This window comes from Acuticoccus kalidii (genome assembly GCF_021556395.1).
In the GTDB taxonomy this organism is placed as follows: Bacteria; Pseudomonadota; Alphaproteobacteria; order Rhizobiales; family Amorphaceae; genus Acuticoccus; species Acuticoccus kalidii.
Map to the genome: position 1 here is coordinate 610,304 of NZ_JAKGCS010000036.1, position 22,229 is coordinate 632,532.

The following is a 22,229-nucleotide window of genomic DNA, read 5'->3' on the forward strand; positions in this document are numbered from 1 at the left end:
GATCGGCGCCGGTCCGGCCCTCAGTTTCGCCGGAACACGACGCCGCCGACATAACCCGTCACGAGGGCGAGCGTGACGGCGACGAGGCCATAAATGAGCGGCTGATGACGGGAGAGGTCGAAGAGGCTCTGCTCGTAACCCGTCTTTGCGATGAAGAACGACAATTCTTCGGTGTCGAGCACCACGCCGTCGGCGAAAAGGCGGATCGTGACGGTATAGGTGCCGTCCGAGACGACGCTCGGCAGTGGGATCGAGGTGCGGAAGAAGTTCGGCGTCAGCATCCTCACCGCGTCGAGTTCCTCGACATAAAGGCCGAGGCGGGCGCGCTGGCTCGCCAACGCGGCACGTAGCTCCTCGCGCGTGCCGTCGTCGGCGCCGAGCTTGGCGAGCGACAGACCGCGCGCCGGGCCGTCCTCCTCCTCGACGAGATGGCGCGAATCCTCCGAGGCGAGGATCGCATAATATGACGGCATCGCCGGAAAGCGCTCGCCGGCGCCGTTCATCCAGATGCCGAAGCGGCGCTCGGTCTTTTGGACGAGAACGTCCTGCGGCGGCCCCGTCACCACGACCACCACCTGATAGCGGCTCGCGCGGGAGACGGTCTGCGCGTCACGTTCGATCACGCCGAACAGGGAGACGCTCGCCCCCGCGAAATTCGAGCTGATGGCGATGATGCCGGTCGACAGGTCCGCGACGACGCGCTCCGCCTTCGCGGGGAGGGCGAGGGCGAGGATGGCCGCGAGGGGGGCGAGGAGGCGGATCATGGCGTCAGCACGGTGACGGAGAAGAGGTTCTCCGGCGGGACGACGAGATTGAACGCGAAGCGGATCCCCACCGCGAGGACGAGGAGGCCGAGGAGGGCGCGAAGCTGTTCGCCGCGCATCGCCTGGCCCATCGAGGCGCCGACCTGCGCGCCGATCACGCCGCCGATCATCAGGATGAAGGCGAGGATGATGTCGACCGTCTGCGAGGCGACCGAGTGCATCACGGTCGCAATGCCCATCACGCCGATGATCTGAACGAGGGACGTGCCGACGACCACGGAGGTCGGCACCTTGAGGAGGTAGATGAGGGCCGGCACCATGATGAAGCCGCCGCCGATGCCGAGAAGGGTGCCGAGAAAAGAGATCGAAAGGCCGAGCCCGATCACCGGCAGGATGGAGATATAAAGCCGCGAGCGGCGGAAGCGCACCTTGAGTGGCAGACGGTGGATCCAGCCGTGCATCCCCGCGCGGCGGGCCGGCAACGGCGCCTCGCCCCGCTTGCGCGCAGCACGCGAGCGGATCATCGCGCGCACCGCCTCGTTGAGGGTGAGGCCGCCGATCGTGGCGAGGAAGGCGGTGTAGGACAGGGCGATCACGAGGGTGAGCTGGCCCTCTCGGCCGAGGCGGGCGAAGAGTTCCGCCCCGGCGAGCGCGCCGACCGCGCCCGACGCGATCAGGCAGAAAGCGAGCTTGAAGTCGACCTGTTTGCGCCGCGAATAAGAGAGGGCTCCGGAGGTGGAGCTCGCGACGATCTGCGGTGTCACCGAGGCGACGGCGACCGCGGGCGGGATGCCCGAGAAGATGAGGAGCGGTGTCATGAGGAAGCCGCCGCCGACGCCGAACAGACCGCTGATCAGCCCGACCGCCCCGCCCATCGCAAGAACCATCAGGACGCTCACCGGCATCTCGGCGATCGGGAGGTAGATGCTCATCTGGGTCCGCCTTGCTCGGCTGCGGCGTCGTCGGCCGCTGTCATCTTGTGCCGGACTTCATTGCCATCCGGTTCAAATCGCCGTTCGAGTGCCTATGAATTTGAGCGCGTGTCACGTCATTCTGGGTTCGGGGCCGCGCAATCGCCGATGACGGTGGGAGCGGCGGACCGGCATGTCCGCCCGAGTGGCCCGCGTCTGGCGCGTCGGGCGCGGCTGGCGGACGGCCGGCAGCAGGAAAAGCCCGAACGCGCCACGCACCAGGCGCAGATTGAGCCGCAACGCGCCCTTCACGAACCGCAGCGCGACGAGCCCGGCGATCCAGGCGACGAGGCTCCACAAAAAGGCGACCAACAGGCGAAAGCCCTTTAGCGCGGCGCGGAAGCCGCGCATCGAGGTCTTGCCCGTCAGCTCGACTACGGCGCGGGTGCGGCGACCGAACCGGCTCGACATCGTCGCGAGCTCGCGGGCGTCGTCGGAGGTCTTCACTGTGCGCATCAGGCGAACGGCATCGGCGGCCCCGGCATTGGCCGCCATGGTGTTGACCGAGGTGACGATCGCGCCGAGCTCGGCACGGGCCGCGGCGCGGGTGATGTCGACCGCGCCGTCACCACCGCGCGCGAGGCCGGCGGCGGGCGCTGCGGGCCGTGCCGAGGCGCGGGCGAGGTGGACGAGGCGCCGGGTGAGGTCGGCGGTCATGTTCCCAGTCCGCTTCGCGACCTTGAGCACCGACACCCCCGCCTTCACGACGAGCGAGGATCCGCCGGTCGCGATCGTAACACCTTCGGCGGCGAGGCCGATCGCGGCGAGGGCGAGGAGAAACTCCGAATACTCCTCTCCGACCGCCGCCTTGCCACCTTCGGAGACGATATCGCGCACGTCGCCGACGACCGTGAGGTCGGAGATGATCGCGCCGGCGAGGCCGGCGGCGGAATCGGCATGGCCGGTGACATAGGCACCGGCAAAGTCGCCGGTGTTGCGCATGATGGTGGCGAACGTGCCTTGCGCCTCGACGAGCGAGGCGGCGGTCTCCGGCGCAATCGGCTTGCCGAGCTCCTTGGAGAGCGCCTCATATTGGAGCGCGCCGTCGATATCGCCCTCATCCACGGCGGCGCGGACGCGCTCGTCCAGCGTGTCGCCGGGGGTGGCCTCCTGAAGGGAGCGGCGAACCTCGTACTCGTCATAGCCGGTGGTGAGGCGCGGAACGGCGAGCGCCAGAAACGACACCGTACCGATCGAAAGGACGGTCGCGGCCGTCAAAATGCGCATCGCTCGCCTGTTCCCCGTGTGAGGACCTGACCCAAAAACCGCACGATGGGAGGATGGTTCATCCCGGACGGTCTTTTTTCTCACAGCGACGGCTTCGGTTCCAGCCCGCCCGTCGCGGTGACGGGGGGTCGGGTCGTCCGCGCCGGAGCGAAAGGGCGTTTGACCGGCATCCGGCCGCGTGCCACTCCGCTCCGATACGGCATTGGTTGAGGAATGGACGATGGACGATCTTGTGGCGGGCTTGCAGGCCGGTGCGCGCAACGCGCCGCCGAGCGGGATCATCGGCGCGGTTCGCTATGGGCGCGACAAAGAGGGGCTCATTCCGCTCTGGGCGGGCGAGGGTGATCTGCCGACCCCGCGAATCATCTGCGAGGCGGCGGCCCGCTCCCTCTATGACGGCGAAACGTTCTATACGCACGAACGCGGCATCCCGGAGCTGCGCGAGGCGCTCGCCGCTTATTATGAGGGCCTTTATGGCCGTCCTTTCGACCCGGACACCTTCTTCGTCACCGGCTCGGGCATGCAGGCGATCCAGATCTGTCTCGCGCTGGTGCTCGGGGAAGGGGACGAGATCCTGGTGCCGACCCCGGCCTGGCCGAACGTGTCCGGCGCGGCAACGGTGCGCGGCGGCAAGGCGGTCCCGGTTCCGATGCGGGAGGAGGGCGGACGCTGGTCGCTGTCGGCGGACGATCTCGCCGCTGCGATGACGCCGCGCACGCGGGCGATCTTCATCAACTCGCCCGCCAACCCGACCGGCTGGACCGCCGACATCGAGACCCTGCGCGATATCCTCGCTCTCGCGCGCGAACGCGGGGTCTATATCGTCGCCGACGAGATCTATACCCGCTTCGTGTGGACCGGGGCCGATCGCTCCGCCTCCTTCCTCGATATCGCCGAGCCGGACGATCCGATCCTCTACGTCAACACCTTTTCGAAGAACTGGGCGATGACGGGATGGCGCGTCGGGTGGATCCATGCGCCGGCCGCGCTGCGCCAGGCGCTCGAAAGTCTGATCCAATATTCGACCTCGGGCGTGTCGGTGCCCTATCAACGGGCCGGGATCGCGGCGTTGACCCACGGTGAACCGTTCGTCGCGGCGAACATCGCGCGCGCCCGGCGCGGGCGTGAGATCGTCGCCGCCGCGTTCGAGGGCAACAACCGAATCACCTACGCCTCGCCGGACGGCGCGTTCTATGCCTTCTTCAAGGTCGAGGGGCTCGGCTCCTCGCGGGAGGCGGCCTTCCGTCTGATCGACGATGCGCGTGTCGGCACGGCGCCCGGCACCGCCTTCGGCGATACGGGCGAAGGGTTCGTGCGCGTCTGCTTCGTCCGCAGCGCCGACAGTCTCACCGAGGCGATGCGCCGGATGGTGCGTTTTCTCGAGAGCGGGGCAGGCTGAAAAGGCGGATGCACCCGTGCGGCCTCGCACCGAGCCCGCACGGAGGGCTGTGGACGGATTTCTCCAGGCTGGCCCGGATGTTGCATGAGAATTGTGTGAAACTTGTCGCAGCGTAGGATTGTTCGGATCGGGTTATCCCCTCGGCAATGGAATCGTGCGAATATCTGTTTGCTCCTCCCTCAACTGGGGTCTGGCGGTTGCGTCGGGCCCCTTTTTCATTTCCAGTCGCCGGTTTTTCGAATCGGGGCGATGAGCGCCGTTTGCGTTTCGTCTCATGTCGGGGCATGTACCGCCTGCCAGCCGGTCGGACGGCCGCTCCTACAGGTGCCGAAAGGCCGTAGGGGAGGAAAGTCCGGGCTCCACGGAAACACGGCGCCGGGTAACACCCGGCGGGGGCGACCCCAGGGAAAGTGCCACAGAAAACAAACCGCCGTCCGGTGACGGGCGGTAAGGGTGAAACGGTGGGGTAAGAGCCCACCGCGGGGCCGGTAACGGTCCCGGCACGGCAAACCCCGCCGGGAGCAAGACCGCATAGGGGTGGTGGCCCGTTTCCGGCCGCGACGCCACCCGGGTAGGTCGCGAGAGGCGCTCGGCGACGAGCGTCCCAGATGAATGGTCGTCACGCGAGGCTTCGGCCTCGCCATACAGAACCCGGCTTATAGACCGGCTGGCACACTTCCCACCGAAGACCCACCCCGCGCCCCGCCGCGTTCCGATGACGGCGGGCCGCCCGGCGGCCGGCGTCGGCCGCACGGCATGGGCGATCATGGGCATGGGTTCGCATGGGCGTCGTCATGGGCCGGCATGGGACGGCCCGGATATCATGGGATCACATGGGTGGGATGGGATCGCTTGGGCCGGGTGGGACCGCTTGGGCGGACGGCTCGCCGCTGGCGCGGCATCGCGCGGGGGCGCTGGCCGCTGACGCGGCGGCGCCAGAAGGGGCCGAGGGGCCCCGGCGTCATCATGCTGCGAGCGTGGCGCGGCGGCCGGAACGCGTCAACGGCTCCGCCGTCCTCCACTGCGTTCCGGCCCTTCGGTGACACGTTCCGACCGCCGCGCCGTGGCGAACGCATGACGGCTCCGGAGGAACATGACAGGGCCCGACTCTCCAAAGGAACGGGGAAGGGGAGCGTGTGGCGGGCGTCGTCCATGTCTGGGCGCCGATCGGGAGGCGGCGTCTTTTCGGGGCTTGTGGATGGGCGGCCGTGGGCGGGCAGGAATGGGCGCGGAAATGCTGAAAAATCGACCGCGAAAAAGGGGTGTGGGCGAGCGATCACAGGGCGCGATTTATGCCCCGTTAAGGTAGACGGTTCGTTGACGCCCATACAGACCCATGATATCCCAAATCATCCCGTAACCGAGCGGTGCGGGACCTGACGGCGAGGTGGTGGCGTGCCACCAGCGCGGGGGCTGGCGGTGCACGGGTTCGTCTCGCACTACACGAACAAACTCGACGCCAAAGGGCGCGTCTCCATACCTGCGTCCTTTCGCTCGGTGTTGGTCCGTGACGGGTTCGAGGGGCTCTACTGCTTTCCCTCTCCCCATGCCGACACGGTAGATGCGGGGGGCAACCAGTTGCTTAATGAAATCTCGTCGCGTCTCGGTGGTCTCGATACGCTGACGGCCGATCACGACATGATCTCGACGGCCCTGTTCGGCATCTCCGAGCTGTTGAAGCTCGACGGCGAAGGGCGCGTCATGCTCACCGATACCTTGCGCGAGCACACCGGCATCACGAACACCGCGACGTTCGTGGGGCTCGGCTACAAATTCCAGATCTGGGACCCGGATCGCTTCAAGGCCCATCGCGCCGAGGCGATGAAGCGGGCCTTCGGTCTGTTCGGCTCGTCCGCCGCCACTGGCGCGAGCGGAGGGACGGCGTGAGCGGGGGCGCGAATGCGCCGGGCCACGCGCCCGTCATGCTCGAAGAGGTTCTGGCTCATCTCGCCCCATCCCCGGGGGAGGTGATCGTCGACGGCACCTTCGGCGGCGGTGGCTACACACGCGCGATCCTGGAGGCCGGCGCCAACGTGGTCGCGATCGATCGCGATCCGGCGGCCGTCGCCCGCGGGCGCGCTTTGTCGGAGACGATGCCGCGCCTTCAGATGGTGGAGGGCACCTTCGGCATGCTCGACGCCCATGCCGAGGCCGCCGGCCACGACAAGGTCGACGGGGTCGTCCTCGATGTCGGCGTGTCGAGCTATCAGCTCGACGAGGCCGAGCGCGGCTTCTCCTTCCGCTTCGACGGACCGCTCGACATGCGCATGGGCGGGGATGGGCCGAGCGCGGCCGATATCTGCAACCGCGCCGATGTCAGCGATCTCGCCCATCTTCTGCGCACCTTCGGCGAGGAGCGGCGCGCCGGCGCGGTGGCGCGTGCCATCGTCGAGGCGCGGCCCATCGCGCGCACCGGCGAGCTCTCGGCGATCTGCGAGCGCGCGGTGCGGGCCTCCAAAGACGGCATTCATCCGGCGACCCGTACCTTTCAGGCGCTGCGCATCGCGGTGAACGACGAGCTCGGCGAACTCGCGCGGGCGCTCACCGCCGCCGAGCGGATCCTCTCCGAGGGCGGGCGTCTCGTGGTGGTCGCCTTTCACAGCCTCGAGGACCGGATCGTGAAGCGTTTTCTCACCGAGCGGACGGGGACGGGTGGCGGCTCGCGCCATCTGCCGCCGCAGGCCGTCAGCGCGCCGACATTCTCCTTGATCGCCCGCAAGCCCGTTCTGCCCGGCGCGGCCGAGACCGCGCTCAACCCGCGCGCCCGGTCCGCCAAATTGCGCGCCGCCCGCCGCACCGATGCGCCGGCGCGGCCCGTCGATATCGCCGATCTTGTTCCGCACGTTCGTTTGAAGGGGGTCTCATGGTGAAGCATCCCGCCCGTCTCGCGGTGGTCCTGATCACGGTCCTCGCCGCGACATCCAGCGCGACGGCCGTTTTCATGATGAAGAAGGATGCCGAGCGCGACGCCAAAGCAATCGGTGAACTTCAGCGAAAGATTTCGGCGGAGCGGCAAAGAATCAGCGAGCTTGAAGCCGAGTGGAGTGCACTCGATCATCCGGCGCGATTGCAGGCCCTGGTCGATCGACACAACGACGTTCTGCGGCTCGAAAATATCACTGCGGAACAAATCGCGACGGTGATCGAGGTGGCGTCGGCCGCCCGGCGCGAGAGCGAGAAGAGGGGGGCGTCGCAATGAGGCGTGGCAAGCGCAACGACCAGGGCGCGCGCGGGCGCATCGCGCTCGTGATTCTCGCCTGTGTCGGGATCTATGCGGTGATCGGCGCACGGCTCGTGACGCTCGGCATGGCGCCCGCCGAGGCGCATGACGGATTGCTCTTCTCCCCGCAGGACGACGTCCAGGCGGCGCGCCCCGATATCGTCGACCGCAATGGCGAGGTGCTCGCGACCGATCTTGCGACCGCGTCGCTGTTCGCCGAGCCGCGCAACATCATCGACGTCGACGAGGCGGTCGAGAAGCTTACCTCGGTCCTGCCCGAACTCGACATCGAATCGCTCCGCGCGAGCCTGTCGACCGATCGCGGCTTCATCTGGCTGAAGCGTGAGATCAGCGCGCTGAAGCGCGAGCAGGTGCACAATCTCGGCCTGCCGGGCATCGGCTTCCTGTCGGAGACGAAGCGCTTTTATCCGGGTGGGCGCGCGGTCGGACACATTGTCGGCCACGTCAATGTCGACAATGCCGGCATCGCCGGGCTCGAGAAGGCGGTCGATGGGAGCGGGCTGATGGCGCTCCAGGCGGCGGGCCTCGCCCGCAAGGGGCGGGCGCTCGCCCCGGTGCGCGTCTCGGTGGATCTGCGCGCCCAGCACGCGGTGCGCGACGAGCTTTCGCGGGCGATGGAACGGTACCGCTCCATCGCGGCGGTCGGCATCGTCCTCAATGCCCGCACGCTCGAAGTCGTGGCGATGAGCTCGTTGCCGGATTACGACCCGAACCACCCTGCCGAAGCGCTCGAGAAGCCGCGGATGAACCGTGCGCTTGCGGGCGTCTTCGAGCTCGGCTCCGTGTTCAAGACCTTCACGATGGCGATGGGGCTCGACGCGGGGGTCATCAATCTCAATTCCACGATGGACGCGCGTTATCCGCTGCGTCTCGGCCGCTTCACGATCAAGGACTTTCACGCCAAGTCGCGTGTCCTGACGATCCCGGAGGTGTTCAAGTATTCCTCCAATATCGGCACCGCGAAGGTGGCGCTGATGCTGGGGGCGGAACGGCAGAAGGCGTATCTCAAGGCGTTCGGGATGTTCGACCGGCTGGAGACGGAGTTGCCGGAGGCGGCGCGCCCGCTGGTGCCCTCGCGCTGGCCGGACGTGACGGCCGCGACGGTCTCCTTCGGGCACGGTCTCGCGGTGACGCCGATGCATGCGGCGGCGGCGGCGGCGGCGATGGTGAATGGCGGGATCTTCGCCGCTCCGACCTTCTATCCCCGCTCCGAAGCGGAGACGATGCAGATCGGCCGTCGCGTGATCAGCGCCGAGGCCTCCGACAAGATGCGCCGTCTTTTGAAACTCAATGCCGAAGAGGGCTCCGGCCGCCGCGCGCAGGTGCCGGGCTTCGATGTCGGCGGCAAGACCGGGACGGCGGAAAAGGCCGTCGCGGGCGGCTATGCGAGCGACCGGCGGCTCAACTCCTTCCTCGCGGCCTTCCCGATCGACGATCCGCAATATGTGGTCCTCGTCGTTCTCGACGAGCCGAAGCCGGAAGAGGGGCAGTATGCGGCGACCGCCGGCCTCAACGCCGCGCCGACCGTCGCGAACATCATCAGCCGCATCGGACCGATGCTGAACGTCACGCCGCGCTTCAACGACAATGACGATGTCGCGCGCGCGATGACCGTCGCCTACCAGGACTGACGCACCATGCGCCTCGGCGAACTCGTTCCCGATCTCGACGTGCCGGACCCGGCACTCGACGTCACCGGCGTGACGGCGGACAGCCGCCGCGCCGGGCCGGGGATGGTGTTCGCCGCGCTGAAGGGGACGAAGACCGACGGAACGGCATTCGTGGCGGAGGCGCTCGCGAAGGGCGCCGTCGCGATCTTGCATGACGGATCGGTCGCGGTGGACGCGCCGGTCGTGCTCGTCGACCCGGACCCGAGACGGCGTCTCGCGTTGATGGCCGCGCGGCTCGCCGGGCCGCAGCCGGAGACGATCGTCGCGGTGACGGGAACCGCCGGAAAGACCTCCGTCGCCGAGTTCACGCGGCAGATCTTCACCGCGGCGGGGCACCGGGCGGTGAGTGTCGGAACGCTCGGCATCCATGGCGCGGTGACGGTGAAAGGCGGCCTCACGACCCCCGATCCGGTGGCCCTTCACGAGCGGCTCGCCGCGCTCGCGGCCGAAGGCGTCACCCATGTCGCGATGGAGGCCTCGAGCCACGGGATCGAGCAGCGCCGCCTCGACGGCGTGCGCCTCGCCGCGGCCGGTTTTACCAATATCGGGCGCGACCATCTCGATTATCATGCGACGCCCGAGGCCTATCTCGCGGCGAAACTGCGCCTGTTCGAGGTGTTGCAACCGAACGGGGCGCAGACCGTGGTCGATCCGGATCAGCCGGGGGCCGACGCGGTTCTGCGGGTGGCGCCGGAGGCCTTCACCGTCGGCCGTCACGGGACGGGGCTTCGCCTCGTCGCGGAGACGCCGAGCGAGGAGGGCGCGCGGCTCGTCATCGAGGCGAACGGGGTATCGCACAATATTCATTTGCCGCTGATCGGGGCCTTCCAGGTCGAGAACGCGTTGGTGGCGGCCGGGCTCGCGATCGCGGCCGGCGTGCCGGAGGGCGAAGCGATCGCAGCGCTTGCCGGCCTTCAGGGCGCACCGGGGCGGCTCGAGCTCGTCGGGCGTGCGGACGGTGCACCGATCTTCGTCGACTATGCCCATAAGCCGGACGCGGTGACGGCGGCGCTCACGGCGCTGCGGCCGCGTGTGTCGGGGCGTCTCGTCGTCGTCATCGGCGCGGGCGGGGACCGCGATCCGGGCAAGCGGCCGCTGATGGGGGCGGCCGCCCACGCGATCGCCGACATCGTGATCGTGACGGACGACAATCCGCGCTCGGAGGATCCGGCGACGATCCGCGCGGCGGTGCTCGCCGGCGCGCCGGGCGCGATCGAGATCGGCGACAGGGCGGCGGCGATCCGTGAGGCGATCGCCATGCTGCGCGCGGGCGATGCGCTCGTCGTCGCCGGCAAGGGACATGAAGAAGGGCAGATCGTGGGCGACACGGTTCTGCCCTTCAGCGACCATTCAGCCGTCATCGCGGCGTTGGAGGGGCGATGACAGGCTCAATTTGGACACTCGGCGAAATCGCCGACATCACCGGCGGGGCGCTCAGCGGCGTCGCGCCGGAAGACGCGGTCGGCGGCATCTCGATCGACACGCGTACGCTGGAGAGCGGTGACGCGTTCTTCGCCATTCAGGGCGTTTCGATGGACGCGCATCGCTTCGTTCCGGCAGCGCTCGAGAAGGGCGCCGCCGCGGCGGTGATCAGCGCTGGCGAGGCGGATCGCGCGATCCGCGTGCCCGACGTTCTTGAGGCGCTCGTCGCGCTCGGGCGGGCGGCGCGCGGACGGATCGGCGCCGAGGTGCCGGTGGTCGCGGTGACGGGCTCGGTCGGAAAGACCGGCACCAAGGAGATGCTGCGTCTCGCCTTCGGCGCCGGCGGTGCGGTGCACGCCTCGGCGGCCTCGTATAACAATCATTGGGGCGTGCCCTTGTCGCTCGCGCGGATGCCTGCCGACTCTGAGGCCGGGATCTTCGAGATCGGCATGAACCATGCCGGCGAGATCCTGCCGCTGACGGCGATGGTGCGCCCGACGATCGCGATCATCACGACGGTCGAGGCCGTTCATCTCGAATTCTTCGAGAGCGTTGCGGGTATCGCCGACGCGAAGGCCGAGATCTTCACCGGCCTCGTCCCGGGCGGCACCGCGATCGTGCCGGCCGGCAGTCCCCACGCGGCGCGTCTGATCGCGGCGGCTGAGGCGTGCGGCGCGCGGGTCGTGACCTTCGGCGCGGAGGGCGCGGACGTCTCTCTCGTGGAGGTGGACGAAGAGGGTGTGATCGCCGACGTGTTCGGCACCCGCATCGCCTACGAATTGGCGCCGGGGGCGCACATCGCACACAACTCGCTCGCCGTTCTCGCGGCCCTCTCGGTCGCCGGCCGCGATGTCTTCGAGGGGGCGGCCGCGCTCTCCGCCTGGTCGGCGCCGAAGGGGCGGGGGCGGCGTGTGCGGCTGCGCCCGGCCGGCGGCGACGCCGTTCTCCTCGATGATGCGTTCAACGCCAATCCGGCCGCGATGGCCGCTGCGATCGCCGCGCTCGGACGGGTTCCGGCCAAGCGCCGGATCGCCATCCTGGGGGACATGCTGGAGCTCGGCCCGAGCGCCGACGATCTCCACCGTGGACTGGCGCCGCTGCTCGTCGATGCGGACACGAGAATCGTGCACACCGTTGGAACCATGACGAAGCACCTGCGCGATGCGCTTCCTTTCGATCTCCGCGGTATCCACGCCGACAACGCGGCCGACCTCATCGCCCGGCTCGATCCGATCGAGGCGGGTGACGCCGTTCTCGTGAAAGCCTCGAAGGCCACCGGCCTCTCCGTCATCGTCGACGCGCTGGAATCGCGCTACGGGATGGAGCGGCGCGATGTTTGAGTTCCTCTCCTCCTTCGCGACGGAATTCCCGCCGCTCAACGTCTTCCGCTACATCACCTTCCGCACCGGCGGGGCGATGATGACCGCGCTGTTCGTGACCTTCTTGTTCGGTCCGCGCATCATCCGCTCGCTGCGCGTGCGGCAGGGCAAGGGGCAGCCGATCCGCGAGGACGGACCCGCGAGCCACCTCCTCACGAAGCGCGGCACGCCGACGATGGGCGGCCTGATGATCCTCGCCGGGCTCATCATCGCGACGCTCCTCTGGGCCGATCTCGGAAACGCCTATGTCTGGCTGATCCTGTTCGTGACGCTCGGTTTCGGCGCGATCGGCTTTTACGACGACTATCTGAAGGTCAAACGGGCAACGCATGGCGGCTTCTCGGGCCGGATGCGGCTTCTGATCGAGGCGGTGATCGCGCTGATCGCGATCATCGGCTTCATGCGTCTCAACTCCGATACGCTGTCGACCTCGCTCGCCTTTCCCTTCTTCAAGGATCTCCTCTTCAATCTGGGGCTCTTCTTCCCGATTTTCGGCCTGTTCGTCATCGTCGGCGCGGGCAACGCGGTGAACCTCACCGACGGGCTCGACGGGCTCGCCATCGTCCCGGTGATGATCGCGGCGGGCTCGTTCGGGTTGATCGCCTATCTGTCGGGCAACGTCGTGTTCGCCGACTATCTCCAGATCCACAACGTGCCGGGGACGGGTGAGATCGCGGTGATCTGCGGCGCGGTGATCGGCGCGGGGCTCGGCTTCCTGTGGTTCAACGCGCCACCGGCGGCGATCTTCATGGGCGATACGGGCTCGCTCTCGCTCGGTGGGATGATCGGGGCGATCGCGGTCGCGACGAAGCACGAGATCGTGCTCGCGATCATCGGTGGCCTCTTCGTGCTCGAGGCGGTCTCCGTCATCATTCAGGTCGGCTCGTACAAGCTGACCGGCAAGCGCGTCTTCAAGATGGCGCCGATCCACCACCATTTCGAACAACTCGGCTGGACCGAGCCGCAGGTCGTGATCCGCTTTTGGATCATCGCCTTCGTGCTCGCGCTCGTCGGCCTGTCGACGCTGAAGCTCAGATGATCGAGGTCACGCGCTATTCCGACAAGACGGTCGCCGTCTTCGGCCTCGCCGGCTCGGGGCTCGCCTCCGCGCGTGCGCTGGCGGCCGGCGGCGCGAAGGTCGTCGCGTTCGACGATAGCGCGGAGCGCGTGGCGGCTGCGACCGAAGCGGGGATCGCGACCGGCGATCTCCATGATCTCGACTTTCACGGCGTCGATGCGCTGCTCCTGTCGCCGGGCGTGCCGCTGACCCATCCGAAGCCGCATTGGTCGGCGGAGCGGGCGCACGCGGCAGGGGTGCCGATCGTCGGCGATGTCGGCCTTTTCGACGAGGAGCGGCGGGCGCGCCTTCCGGGCCTCGCGCTGGTCGCGATCACCGGCACCAACGGCAAGTCGACGACGACGGCGCTTCTCGGCCATCTCCTCACGGTCCTCGGTGACGCGGCGCAGGTGGGCGGCAATATCGGCCGGCCGGTGCTCGATCTCGACCCGGTGCCGGGCGTCGCGGTCGTCGAGTGCTCGTCCTATCAGATCGACCTTGCGACCACGTTGGCGCCCGATGTCGGCGCGCTCCTCAACCTGTCGCCGGACCATATCGACCGGCACGGGACGTACGAGAATTACGCCGCGATCAAGGAACGCCTCGTCGCGGCGAGCGATGCCGTGGTGATCGGCGTCGACGATGCCGACACCGCCGCCGTGGCGGATCGGATGGAGCGGGCGGGCAAGACCGTACTGCGCATCGGCACCTTCGACAGTGTCGACGCGATCGCGCTCGGCCGGTCGGGCGTCGGCGCTGTCGGCGAGACGCTCTATCGCGTGACGGACGGTGTGGCGCGCGAGATCGCGAGCCTCGCCGGGATCGGCTCGCTGCGGGGCCGGCACAATGCACAGAACGCGTCGGCTGCCGTGGCGCTCGCGATCGCGCTCGGTCACACCGCCGAAGACGCGGTGAGGGGGCTTGCGACCTTCCCCGGCCTCGTCCACCGGATGGAGGAGGTGGGGCGCGCGGACGCGGTCCTCTTCGTCAACGATTCCAAAGCGACGAACGCGCAATCGACGCGCCAGGCGCTCGCGAGCTTCGAAGACGTCTACTGGATCGCCGGCGGGGTGCCGAAGGCGGGCGGGATCACCGAGCTCGCCGATCTCTTCGGCCGGGTGAAACGGGCCTACCTCATAGGCGAGGCGGCGCAAGCGTTTGCGAAGACGCTCACCGGCCGCGTCAATTTCGTCCTGTCCGGCACGCTCGAAGCCGCGCTCGACGCCGCCGCGTCGGATGCCGAGGCTGCGGGGAGCGGCGTGGTGCTGTTGTCGCCCGCCTGTGCCTCTTTCGATCAATTCCGCTCCTTCGAGGCGCGCGGCGATCGGTTCCGCACGCTCGTCGGTGAGCGCCTTCATTCCGGGGAGAACGCCTGATGGTCAGCCGCGCCGATGAACGCGCCTTCGCTCGCTGGTGGTGGACGGTCGACCGCGTTCTCCTCGGCGCGCTGCTCGCATTGATGGCGCTCGGGCTGCTCCTGTCGCTCGCCGCCTCGCCGCCGGTGGCCGAGAAGCTCGGCGTCGGGACGTATCACTTCACGCTGCGCCACGCGATGTTCCTCATCCCGGCGGTGATCGCGCTGATTTCGTTCTCCTTCCTCTCTCCGCGCCAGGTGCGCCGCGTCGCGCTGGTGATGTTCGTGGTGGCCCTCGCCGGGATCATCCTCACTTTGTTCATCGGGACCGAGGTGAAGGGCTCGCGGCGCTGGCTGTCGATCATCGGCTTCACGATCCAGCCGGCCGAGTTCATCAAGCCGGCCTTCGTGATCCTGACGGCCTTCCTGTTCGCCGAGGGGTCCGAGCGGCAGGATCTGCCGGGCCGGCTCCTCGCCGTCTTCCTGCTCGCCATGGTGATCGCACCGTTGATCGCGCAGCCGGACTTCGGTCAGGCGATGCTGATCGCGATCGTGTGGAGCGCGATGATCTTCCTCGCCGGGCTCCAATGGCGCTGGGTGTTCGCGCTCGGGATCGCCGGCTTCGGCGGCATCGCCTCGGCCTATTTCTACCTTCCGCACGTGACGGCGCGCTTTAATTCGTTCCTCGATCCGTCGGCGGAGGGGAACTATCAGGTGAACCGCTCGATCGAATCCTTCGAGCGGGGCGGCTGGTTTGGTGAGGGGCCGGGCGAGGGCATCGTGAAGCGCCGTCTGCCGGACAGTCACACCGACTTCGTGTTCGCGGTGACCGCCGAGGAGTTCGGCATCATCGTGTGCGGCATCATCGTGATGCTCTTCGCCGTCGTCGTGCTGCGCGGGCTGATGCACGCCTTCAAGGAGACGGACGCCTTCGTGCGCCTCGCCCTTTCGGGCCTCATCCTGCTCTTCGGCGGGCAGGCGTTCATCAACATGGCGGTGAACCTCCAGCTCATGCCCGCGAAGGGGATGACGTTGCCCTTCATCTCCTATGGCGGCTCGTCGATGATCGCGGTCGCGATGGGGATGGGCCTCGCGCTTGCCCTCGCACGGCGCCGCCCGCATCCGGTCCGCTTCACCGAGTATCGCGTCGCGCGGGAGGCGTTTGCGTGAAGGTGCTTCTGGCAGCAGGCGGCACCGGCGGGCATCTCTTTCCCGCACAGGCGCTGGCGAGCGCGCTCGTCCGGCGGGGTCACACCGTGATCCTCGCGACCGACGCGCGCGCCAAGACCCTGCTTGCCGACTTTCCCGCCGAAGAGGCGCATTTCCTCGCGGCCGCGACCTTGAAGGGGTGCGATCCGGTGTCGTTCCTCAAGATGGGACTCACCAATGCCGCCGGGCTCTTCGGCTCGATGCGGATCATCCGCGCGAAGCGGCCGGCGATCGCCGTCGGCTTCGGCGGTTATCCGACGCTGCCGCCGCTCACCGCGGCTCGGCTGATGCGCGTTCCGGCGATCGTCCACGAAGCGAATGCGGTGATCGGGCGGGCCAATCGCAGCCTCGCCCGGCACGCCCACGTCGCGACGAGCTTTCCCGAGGTGAAGGGCCTCACCGGCGCGCTCTCCGTCACCCATGTCGGGATTCCGGTGCGCGATCAGGTGCGCGAGGCGGCCTCGCATTATGTGCCCGCGAGCGACCGCTTTCGTCTTCTCGTCTTCGGTGGGAGCCAGGGGGCGCGCGCGATGTCGGACCTTTTGCCGCCCGCGGTGGAGCGCCTTTCGCCGGCCGAGCGCGCGCGGCTCGACATCGTGCAGCAATGCCGGCCGGAAGATATGGATCGCACGCGCGCCGCCTACGAAGCGCTCGGGATGAGCCCTGAACTCGCCCCATTCTTTTCCGATCTTCCGCAACGAATCGCTTCGGCGCACCTGGTGGTCGCGCGCTCCGGCGCTTCGACGGTCGCCGAGCTTTCGATCATCGGCCGGCCGTCGTTGCTGGTGCCGCTTCCGGGCGCGATCGATCAGGACCAGGCCGCGAATGCGAGCGCGCTCGAGGCGCTCGGCGGGGCCAAGCGTCTCGACCAGGCCGACCTCACGCCCGAGCGCCTCGCCGAGGAGCTCGCCAGCGCCATGAACGAACCGGAGCGCCTCGCGAAAGCGGCAGACGATGCGCGCCGCCTTGCCAAGCCCGACGCCGCCGAGCGCCTCGCCGATCTGTGCGAGCGCCTCGCCGCCCCCCAAGGAGACACCCGATGATCGCCCCCCTCAAGATGACGACGGCCATCGGCCCGGTGCACTTTGTCGGGATCGGCGGCATCGGCATGTCGGGCATCGCCGAGGTGCTGCACAATCTCGGTTACACGGTCCAAGGCTCCGACATCGCAGAGAACGCCAACGTTCAGCGCCTGCGCGAAAAGGGCATCAAGGTTCTGATCGGCCACAAGGCCGAGAACATCGCGGGGGCGACGGTCCTCGTCGTCTCGTCGGCGGTGAAGCGCGACAATCCCGAGCTGATGGCCGCGCGCGCCCGCCTCCTGCCGGTGGTGCGCCGCGCCGAGATGCTCGCCGAGCTGATGCGCCTCAAGCAGGCGATCGCCGTCGGCGGCACGCACGGCAAGACGACGACGACCTCCCTCGTCGCGACGCTGCTCGAAGCCGGCGGGCTCGACCCGACGGTCATCAATGGCGGCATCATCAACGCCTATGGGACGAACGCGCGCCTCGGGGAGGGCGACTGGCTCGTCGCCGAGGCGGACGAGAGCGACGGCACCTTCGTCAAGCTCCCGGCCGATATCGCGATCGTCACCAATATCGATCCCGAGCATCTCGACCATTATGGCACCTTCGACGGTGTCCGCGCCGCCTTCCGCCAGTTCGTCGAGAACATCCCGTTCTACGGCTTCGCGGTGATGTGCCTCGACCATCCCGAGGTGCAGGCGATGGTCGGCCGGATCGAGGATCGCCGCATCATCACCTACGGCGCGAACCCGCAGGCCGACGTCCGCTTCATCGACGTCGATTATGGTCCGCGCACGACCTTCGCCGTCGACATCACCGACCGCGTGACGGGCGAGCACCGCACGATCCGTAACCTCTCGCTGCCGATGCCGGGCGTTCACAACGTCTCGAACGCGACGGCCGCGGTGGCGGTCGCCGATCGTCTCGGCATCGACGGCGATGCGATCCGGCGCGGCTTCGAGGCGTTCCGCGGGGTCAAGCGGCGCTTCACCCATGTCGGCGACTGGAACGGGGTCGCGATCTTCGACGATTATGGCCACCACCCGGTCGAGATCCGCGCGGTTCTCGCCGCGGCGCGTCAGGCGACGAAGGGCAAGGTGATCGCCGTCGTCCAGCCGCACCGTTATTCGCGCCTCCAGAGCCTCTTCGACGATTTCTGTCTCTGCTTCAACGACGCCGATCTCGTCATCGTCACCGACGTCTATGCGGCGGGGGAGAGCCCCATTCCGGGCGCCGATCGCGATGCGCTCGTCGCCGGTCTTTCGGTGCGTGGTCACCGCGACTCGATCGCGCTCGAAAACCGCGAGGCGCTCGCCCCGTTGATCAAGGCGCGTGCTGCGCCGGGGGATATCGTGGTCTGTCTCGGGGCCGGCTCGATCACCCAGTGGGCCGCGACTTTGCCGGACGAGCTCGCCGCATGAGCCAGTCCGACCTCCTCACCCACCTTTCCGGGATCGGCCTCGAAGGACGGCTCGAACCGAACCAGCGTCTCGCGGACATCACCTGGTTCCGCGTCGGTGGTCCGGCCGAGATCCTCTTCACGCCGCGCAGCGAGGCGGACCTGTCTCGTTTCCTGGAGGCGTTGCCGGAGGAGGTGCCGGTCACGGTGATCGGGCTCGGCTCCAACACGCTGGTGCGCGATGGGGGCGTGAAGGGCGTCGTCATCCGCCTTTCCCCGCGCGGCTTCGGCCATGCCGCGGTCGAAGGGATGCGCCTCACCGTGGGGACGGCCTTGCCGGATGTGAAGGCGGCGCGCGCCGCGGCCGATGCGGGGATCGCCGGTCTCGCTTTCTATCGCGGCATTCCCGGTGCGATCGGCGGTGCGCTTCGCATGAACGCGGGCGCCTATGGGACCGAGACGAAGGACCGCCTGGTGTCGGCCCGCGCGGTCGACCGCAAGGGCGCGGTGCATGTCCTCTCGGCGGCCGATTTCGGCTTTTCCTATCGCCATTCCGAGGCGCCGGCCGACTTCATTTTCACCGAGGCGACCTATGAGGGTGAGCCCGGCGATCGCGATGCGATCCTCGCGGAGATGAACGACATCACCGAGCGGCGCGAAGAGACGCAGCCGATCAAGGCGCGCACCGGCGGATCGACCTTCAAGAACCCGCCGGGCGAGAAGGCGTGGCAGCTCATCGACGCAGCCGGCTGCCGGGGGCTGACCATCGGCGGTGCGCAGATGTCCGAGCTGCACTGCAATTTCATGCTCAATCTCGGCGAGGCGACGGCGGACGATCTCGAGCGTCTCGGCGAGACCGTGCGCGGCCGCGTGCGCGAGACGAGCGGCCTGTCGCTCGATTGGGAGATCAAGCGGGTCGGTGAACCCGCAGGCGAGCCAGTACCCGCGTTCATGGGAGCCGCGAAATGACGCACGTTGTTGTTCTTTATGGCGGTCTGTCGGCCGAGCGCCCCGTGAGCCTCGCATCCGGCGAGGCGTGCGCGAGCGGTCTCGAACGGTCCGGCTACGAGGTTACGCGGCTCGATGTCGGCTACGATCTTGTGGAAAAGTTGAAATCGTTGAAGCCCGATGTCGCCTTCAACGCGCTCCACGGACCGTTCGGCGAAGATGGATCCGTGCAAGGCGTTTTGGAGTTTCTTCAGATTCCTTACACGCACTCGGGCATCCTCGCCTCGGCTCTCGCGATGAACAAGGACCTCGCGAAGGCGGTCCTCGCGCGGGCGGGCGTGCCGGTCGCCGAGCACCTCACCTGCAACCGTTTCGAGGCCGCCGAGCGGCACGTGATGGAGCCGCCTTACGTCGTCAAACCGGTCGGGGAAGGCTCGTCTTTCGGGGTTCTGTTCGTCCGCGACGGGGCCAATTCTCCGCCCCGCGAACTCGCCGCCGACGACTGGAAGTTCGGCGACACGGTGATGGCCGAGCGCTATGTCGACGGGCTCGAGCTGACGTGCGCCGCGTTCGGCGAAGCGGTGTGGGACGTGATCAACATCGTGCCCGTGTCGGAGAGCTTTTACGGCTACGACGCGAAGTACAAGCCGGGCGGCTCGCAGCACCTCCTGCCGGCCCCGCTTAAACCAAATATTTACCAGAATATCCAAAAGTTCACATTGGTCGCGCACCACGCGCTGGGATGTCGTGGGGTCTCGCGCGCAGACTTTCGCTACGATCCCGTGAAAGACGAACTCGTGTGTCTCGAAGTCAATACTCAGCCGGGCATGACAGAAACGTCGCTGGTGCCAGAAATGGCAGCCCACGCGGGGATGAACTTCGACGCGCTGGTGAGCGCTCTTGTGGAGGACGCAAGTTGTCGTCGGTGACACAGGGGCGAAATCGACGTGGTCTCGACGCGAAGCTCTCCGGCGCTATGCCGGCGCGGCTTCTCGCCGCCGTCGTGCTCCTGGGGAGCTGCGGCGCGGGGCTCGCCTACACCGAGGATCCGATGGAAGTGGTCGACAAGGTCGGCCGCGCGTCGGGTTTTCAGGTCCGTTACGTCAAACTGACGGGGCAGAAAGAGACCTCCGACAGCGCGATCGTCGCGTCCGTGTCGCTCGATCCCGACGCGTCGATCTTCTCGGTCGACGTCGACGCGACGCGGGACCGGCTGGAGTCGCTCCCGTGGGTGAGAAGCGCGACGGTGCGCAAGATCTTCCCCGGTACGCTCGATGTTTCGATCGACGAGGCCGCCGCCTATTCGCGCTGGCGCATGGACAATGACGAGGTCCTGATCTCCGAAGATGGGACGATCCTCGCTTACGAGGTGCCGGCCCGGTTCCGGTCGCTGCCCCTCGTCGCAGGGCGGCGGGCGAACGAGAAGGTCCGCGAGATCAACGATCTCCTCAACGACTTTCCCGGCTTCAAGGAGCGGACGATGGCCGCGCTCTATGTCAACGAGCGGCGCTGGGATCTGAAGCTCGATTCGGGGGCGACCATTCGCCTGCCGGAGGACGAGCCGAACGAGGCCCTGATGCGGCTGATCGACATGGAGACGCAGGCGTCTCTTCTCGCGGTCGGCCCGATCGTGATCGACATGCGGCTTCATGACCGCACGTCGGTGCAGCTCGTTCCGCCCTCCAAGGAAGAGATGGAAACCAACAAGCCGCTCAATGGGCGGCCCGATGCACTGCCGCCGCTGGATCCTCTGGCGGCTGCGATCGCGGAGGCGCAGTTTTGAGTATCATCCACCTGCCTCGACGCGTCGACCAAGGGCGTTGCCATGTGGCGCCGGGCCGATCGGCCACGGTGTGCGTGCTCGATGTGGGCTCGACCAAGATCGCGTGCCTGATCGCGCGCTTGCGTCCGGCCTCCGAGGCGGAGCTTCTTGCCGGCCGCACGCACGCGATCGAGGTGATCGGTTACGGCTATCAGCAATCGCGCGGCGTGAAGTCCGGCACGGTGATCGATCTCGACAAGGCCGAGGGGGCCATTCGTCGAGCAGTGGACGCAGCCGAGCAAATGGCTGGCGTAACCATCGAATCACTTATTGTGACTCAGACGGCTGGTCGCCTCGCTTCGGAAGCCTTCGGCGCCAAGGTCGATCTCGACACCGGTGCGGTGCGCGAGGCGGACATCCGTAGGGTGCTCGCCGCCTCGGGCCGACACCAGATCAAGGACGGGCGGACAGCGTTGCACGCGCTCCCTATCGGCTACACCCTCGACGGTCAGGACGGCATTCGCGACCCGCGCGGGATGGTGGGGGACGTGCTCGGCGTCGACGTCAATCTCGTGACGTCCGATCGCTCGGCGCAGGACAATCTCGCCCTCGCCATCAACCGCTGCCATCTCGACGTCGACGGCGTCGTCGCGACCCCCTACGCCTCGGGGCTCGCCTCGCTGGTCGATGACGAAGGCGAACTCGGCGCGGTGTGCGTCGATATCGGCGGCGGAACATCGTCGATCGCGATCTTCGCGGACGGCAATCTCGTCCACGTCGATGCCATCGCGATCGGTGGCCATCACGTCACGATGGACATCGCTCACTGCCTGTCGATCCGCGTCGACGAGGCCGAGCGGCTGAAGACGCTGCAAGGCTCGGCCGTCGCCGCGGCGCGGGACGAGCGGGACACGATCACCATCCACCCCGTCGGGGAAGAGGATGGGACGGCCCCGCAGACGATCCCGCGGCTGACGCTGAACACGATCATCCGTCCCCGCGTGGACGAGATCCTGGAGCTGATCCGCGACCGGCTCGTCGCATCGGGTTTCTCCGGGCGCATCGGACGGCGCGTGGTGATGACCGGCGGCGGCAGCCAGCTGACGGGGCTGACCGATGTGGCGCGGCACGTGTTCGGGCGGCCCGTCCGTCTCGGACGGCCGCTCGGGGTCAAAGGTTTGCCGATCGCGGCGCGTGGCGCGGCGTTCTCGGCGGTTATCGGTCTGCTGATCTATCCGCAGCTCGCCCCTGCCAGCCTCTTCGAGGCGCAGGGCAACTCCACCGGCTACTTCGCCCGCATGGGGCGTTGGCTGCGCGAGAGTTTTTGAAGATTCGACCCGGCCCTCAAGGGGCCGGCACTGAAAGCGCCCGGTTCGGGCATTGGGACGAGACACGGGAGACA

General features: G+C 67.9%; 19 protein-coding genes and 1 other RNA gene. 17 read left to right on the plus strand and 3 right to left on the minus strand.

The genetic code is table 11. From position 1 onward, the window contains the following. Window positions 1-20: 20 nt before the first annotated feature. The 3 genes from L1787_RS23845 to L1787_RS23855 form a co-directional block, all read right to left on the minus strand. On the minus strand, window positions 21-764 hold the full coding sequence (locus L1787_RS23845) for a TIGR02186 family protein (RefSeq protein ID WP_235711606.1): 744 nt from the start codon (window positions 762-764) through the stop codon (window positions 21-23). Further along, a complete protein-coding gene (locus L1787_RS23850) occupies window positions 761-1,696 on the minus strand; it encodes a sulfite exporter TauE/SafE family protein (protein ID WP_235711607.1) in 936 nt (311 codons plus the stop codon). Before L1787_RS23850 ends, L1787_RS23845 begins: the two co-directional genes overlap by 4 nt. Window positions 1,697-1,807: 111 nt before the next feature. Beyond that, complete coding sequence (locus L1787_RS23855) at window positions 1,808-2,962, minus strand: hypothetical protein (protein ID WP_235711608.1); 1,155 nt, start codon at window positions 2,960-2,962, stop codon at window positions 1,808-1,810. A gap of 220 nt (window positions 2,963-3,182) precedes the next feature. Between L1787_RS23855 and L1787_RS23860 the strand changes: the two genes are divergently transcribed. The 17 genes from L1787_RS23860 to ftsA all read left to right on the plus strand — a co-directional run bounded on the left by L1787_RS23860 (window position 3,183) and on the right by ftsA (window position 22,155). After that, window positions 3,183-4,361: a pyridoxal phosphate-dependent aminotransferase gene (locus L1787_RS23860; protein ID WP_235711609.1), complete on the plus strand. Its 1,179-nt coding sequence runs from the start codon at window positions 3,183-3,185 to the stop codon at window positions 4,359-4,361. Between the two features lie 296 nt (window positions 4,362-4,657). Next, window positions 4,658-5,036: RNase P RNA component class A (gene rnpB / locus L1787_RS23865), an RNA gene on the plus strand. A gap of 744 nt (window positions 5,037-5,780) precedes the next feature. Further along, complete coding sequence (locus tag L1787_RS23870) at window positions 5,781-6,248, plus strand: division/cell wall cluster transcriptional repressor MraZ (protein ID WP_235711944.1); 468 nt, start codon at window positions 5,781-5,783, stop codon at window positions 6,246-6,248. Further along, window positions 6,245-7,231, plus strand: a complete 987-nt coding sequence (gene rsmH / locus L1787_RS23875) for a 16S rRNA (cytosine(1402)-N(4))-methyltransferase RsmH (protein ID WP_369415133.1) — start codon at window positions 6,245-6,247, stop codon at window positions 7,229-7,231. The genes L1787_RS23870 and rsmH overlap by 4 nt, the downstream gene beginning before the upstream one ends. Beyond that, a complete protein-coding gene (gene ftsL / locus L1787_RS23880; protein ID WP_235711610.1) occupies window positions 7,225-7,560 on the plus strand; it encodes a cell division protein FtsL in 336 nt (111 codons plus the stop codon). Before rsmH ends, ftsL begins: the two co-directional genes overlap by 7 nt. Next, window positions 7,557-9,233 carry a peptidoglycan D,D-transpeptidase FtsI family protein gene (locus L1787_RS23885; RefSeq protein WP_235711611.1) on the plus strand — a complete coding sequence of 559 codons (1,677 nt, stop codon included), beginning with the start codon at window positions 7,557-7,559 and terminating at the stop codon, window positions 9,231-9,233. The genes ftsL and L1787_RS23885 overlap by 4 nt, the downstream gene beginning before the upstream one ends. A 6-nt stretch (window positions 9,234-9,239) precedes the next feature. Further along, on the plus strand, window positions 9,240-10,655 hold the full coding sequence (locus L1787_RS23890) for a UDP-N-acetylmuramoyl-L-alanyl-D-glutamate--2,6-diaminopimelate ligase (protein WP_235711612.1): 1,416 nt from the start codon (window positions 9,240-9,242) through the stop codon (window positions 10,653-10,655). Next, complete coding sequence (murF, locus tag L1787_RS23895; RefSeq protein ID WP_235711613.1) at window positions 10,652-12,034, plus strand: UDP-N-acetylmuramoyl-tripeptide--D-alanyl-D-alanine ligase; 1,383 nt, start codon at window positions 10,652-10,654, stop codon at window positions 12,032-12,034. Before L1787_RS23890 ends, murF begins: the two co-directional genes overlap by 4 nt. Beyond that, a complete protein-coding gene (gene mraY, locus L1787_RS23900) occupies window positions 12,027-13,112 on the plus strand; it encodes a phospho-N-acetylmuramoyl-pentapeptide-transferase (protein WP_235711614.1) in 1,086 nt (361 codons plus the stop codon). Before murF ends, mraY begins: the two co-directional genes overlap by 8 nt. After that, a complete protein-coding gene (murD, locus tag L1787_RS23905; protein ID WP_235711615.1) occupies window positions 13,109-14,506 on the plus strand; it encodes a UDP-N-acetylmuramoyl-L-alanine--D-glutamate ligase in 1,398 nt (465 codons plus the stop codon). The genes mraY and murD overlap by 4 nt, the downstream gene beginning before the upstream one ends. After that, entirely contained in the window at window positions 14,506-15,654 is a 1,149-nt protein-coding gene (locus L1787_RS23910) for an FtsW/RodA/SpoVE family cell cycle protein (protein ID WP_235711616.1), read from the plus strand. Before murD ends, L1787_RS23910 begins: the two co-directional genes overlap by 1 nt. Then, window positions 15,651-16,736 carry an undecaprenyldiphospho-muramoylpentapeptide beta-N-acetylglucosaminyltransferase gene (gene murG / locus L1787_RS23915; protein ID WP_235711617.1) on the plus strand — a complete coding sequence of 362 codons (1,086 nt, stop codon included), beginning with the start codon at window positions 15,651-15,653 and terminating at the stop codon, window positions 16,734-16,736. The genes L1787_RS23910 and murG overlap by 4 nt, the downstream gene beginning before the upstream one ends. After that, window positions 16,733-18,139, plus strand: a complete 1,407-nt coding sequence (gene murC, locus L1787_RS23920) for a UDP-N-acetylmuramate--L-alanine ligase (RefSeq protein WP_235711618.1) — start codon at window positions 16,733-16,735, stop codon at window positions 18,137-18,139. Before murG ends, murC begins: the two co-directional genes overlap by 4 nt. Further along, entirely contained in the window at window positions 18,136-19,086 is a 951-nt protein-coding gene (murB, locus tag L1787_RS23925; RefSeq protein ID WP_235711619.1) for a UDP-N-acetylmuramate dehydrogenase, read from the plus strand. Before murC ends, murB begins: the two co-directional genes overlap by 4 nt. After that, window positions 19,083-19,994, plus strand: coding sequence for a D-alanine--D-alanine ligase (locus L1787_RS23930; RefSeq protein ID WP_235711620.1), 912 nt, complete (start codon window positions 19,083-19,085; stop codon window positions 19,992-19,994). The genes murB and L1787_RS23930 overlap by 4 nt, the downstream gene beginning before the upstream one ends. Further along, entirely contained in the window at window positions 19,991-20,848 is an 858-nt protein-coding gene (locus tag L1787_RS23935; protein WP_235711946.1) for a cell division protein FtsQ/DivIB, read from the plus strand. The genes L1787_RS23930 and L1787_RS23935 overlap by 4 nt, the downstream gene beginning before the upstream one ends. Beyond that, a complete protein-coding gene (ftsA, locus tag L1787_RS23940; protein WP_235711621.1) occupies window positions 20,845-22,155 on the plus strand; it encodes a cell division protein FtsA in 1,311 nt (436 codons plus the stop codon). The genes L1787_RS23935 and ftsA overlap by 4 nt, the downstream gene beginning before the upstream one ends. Window positions 22,156-22,229 lie beyond the last annotated feature (74 nt).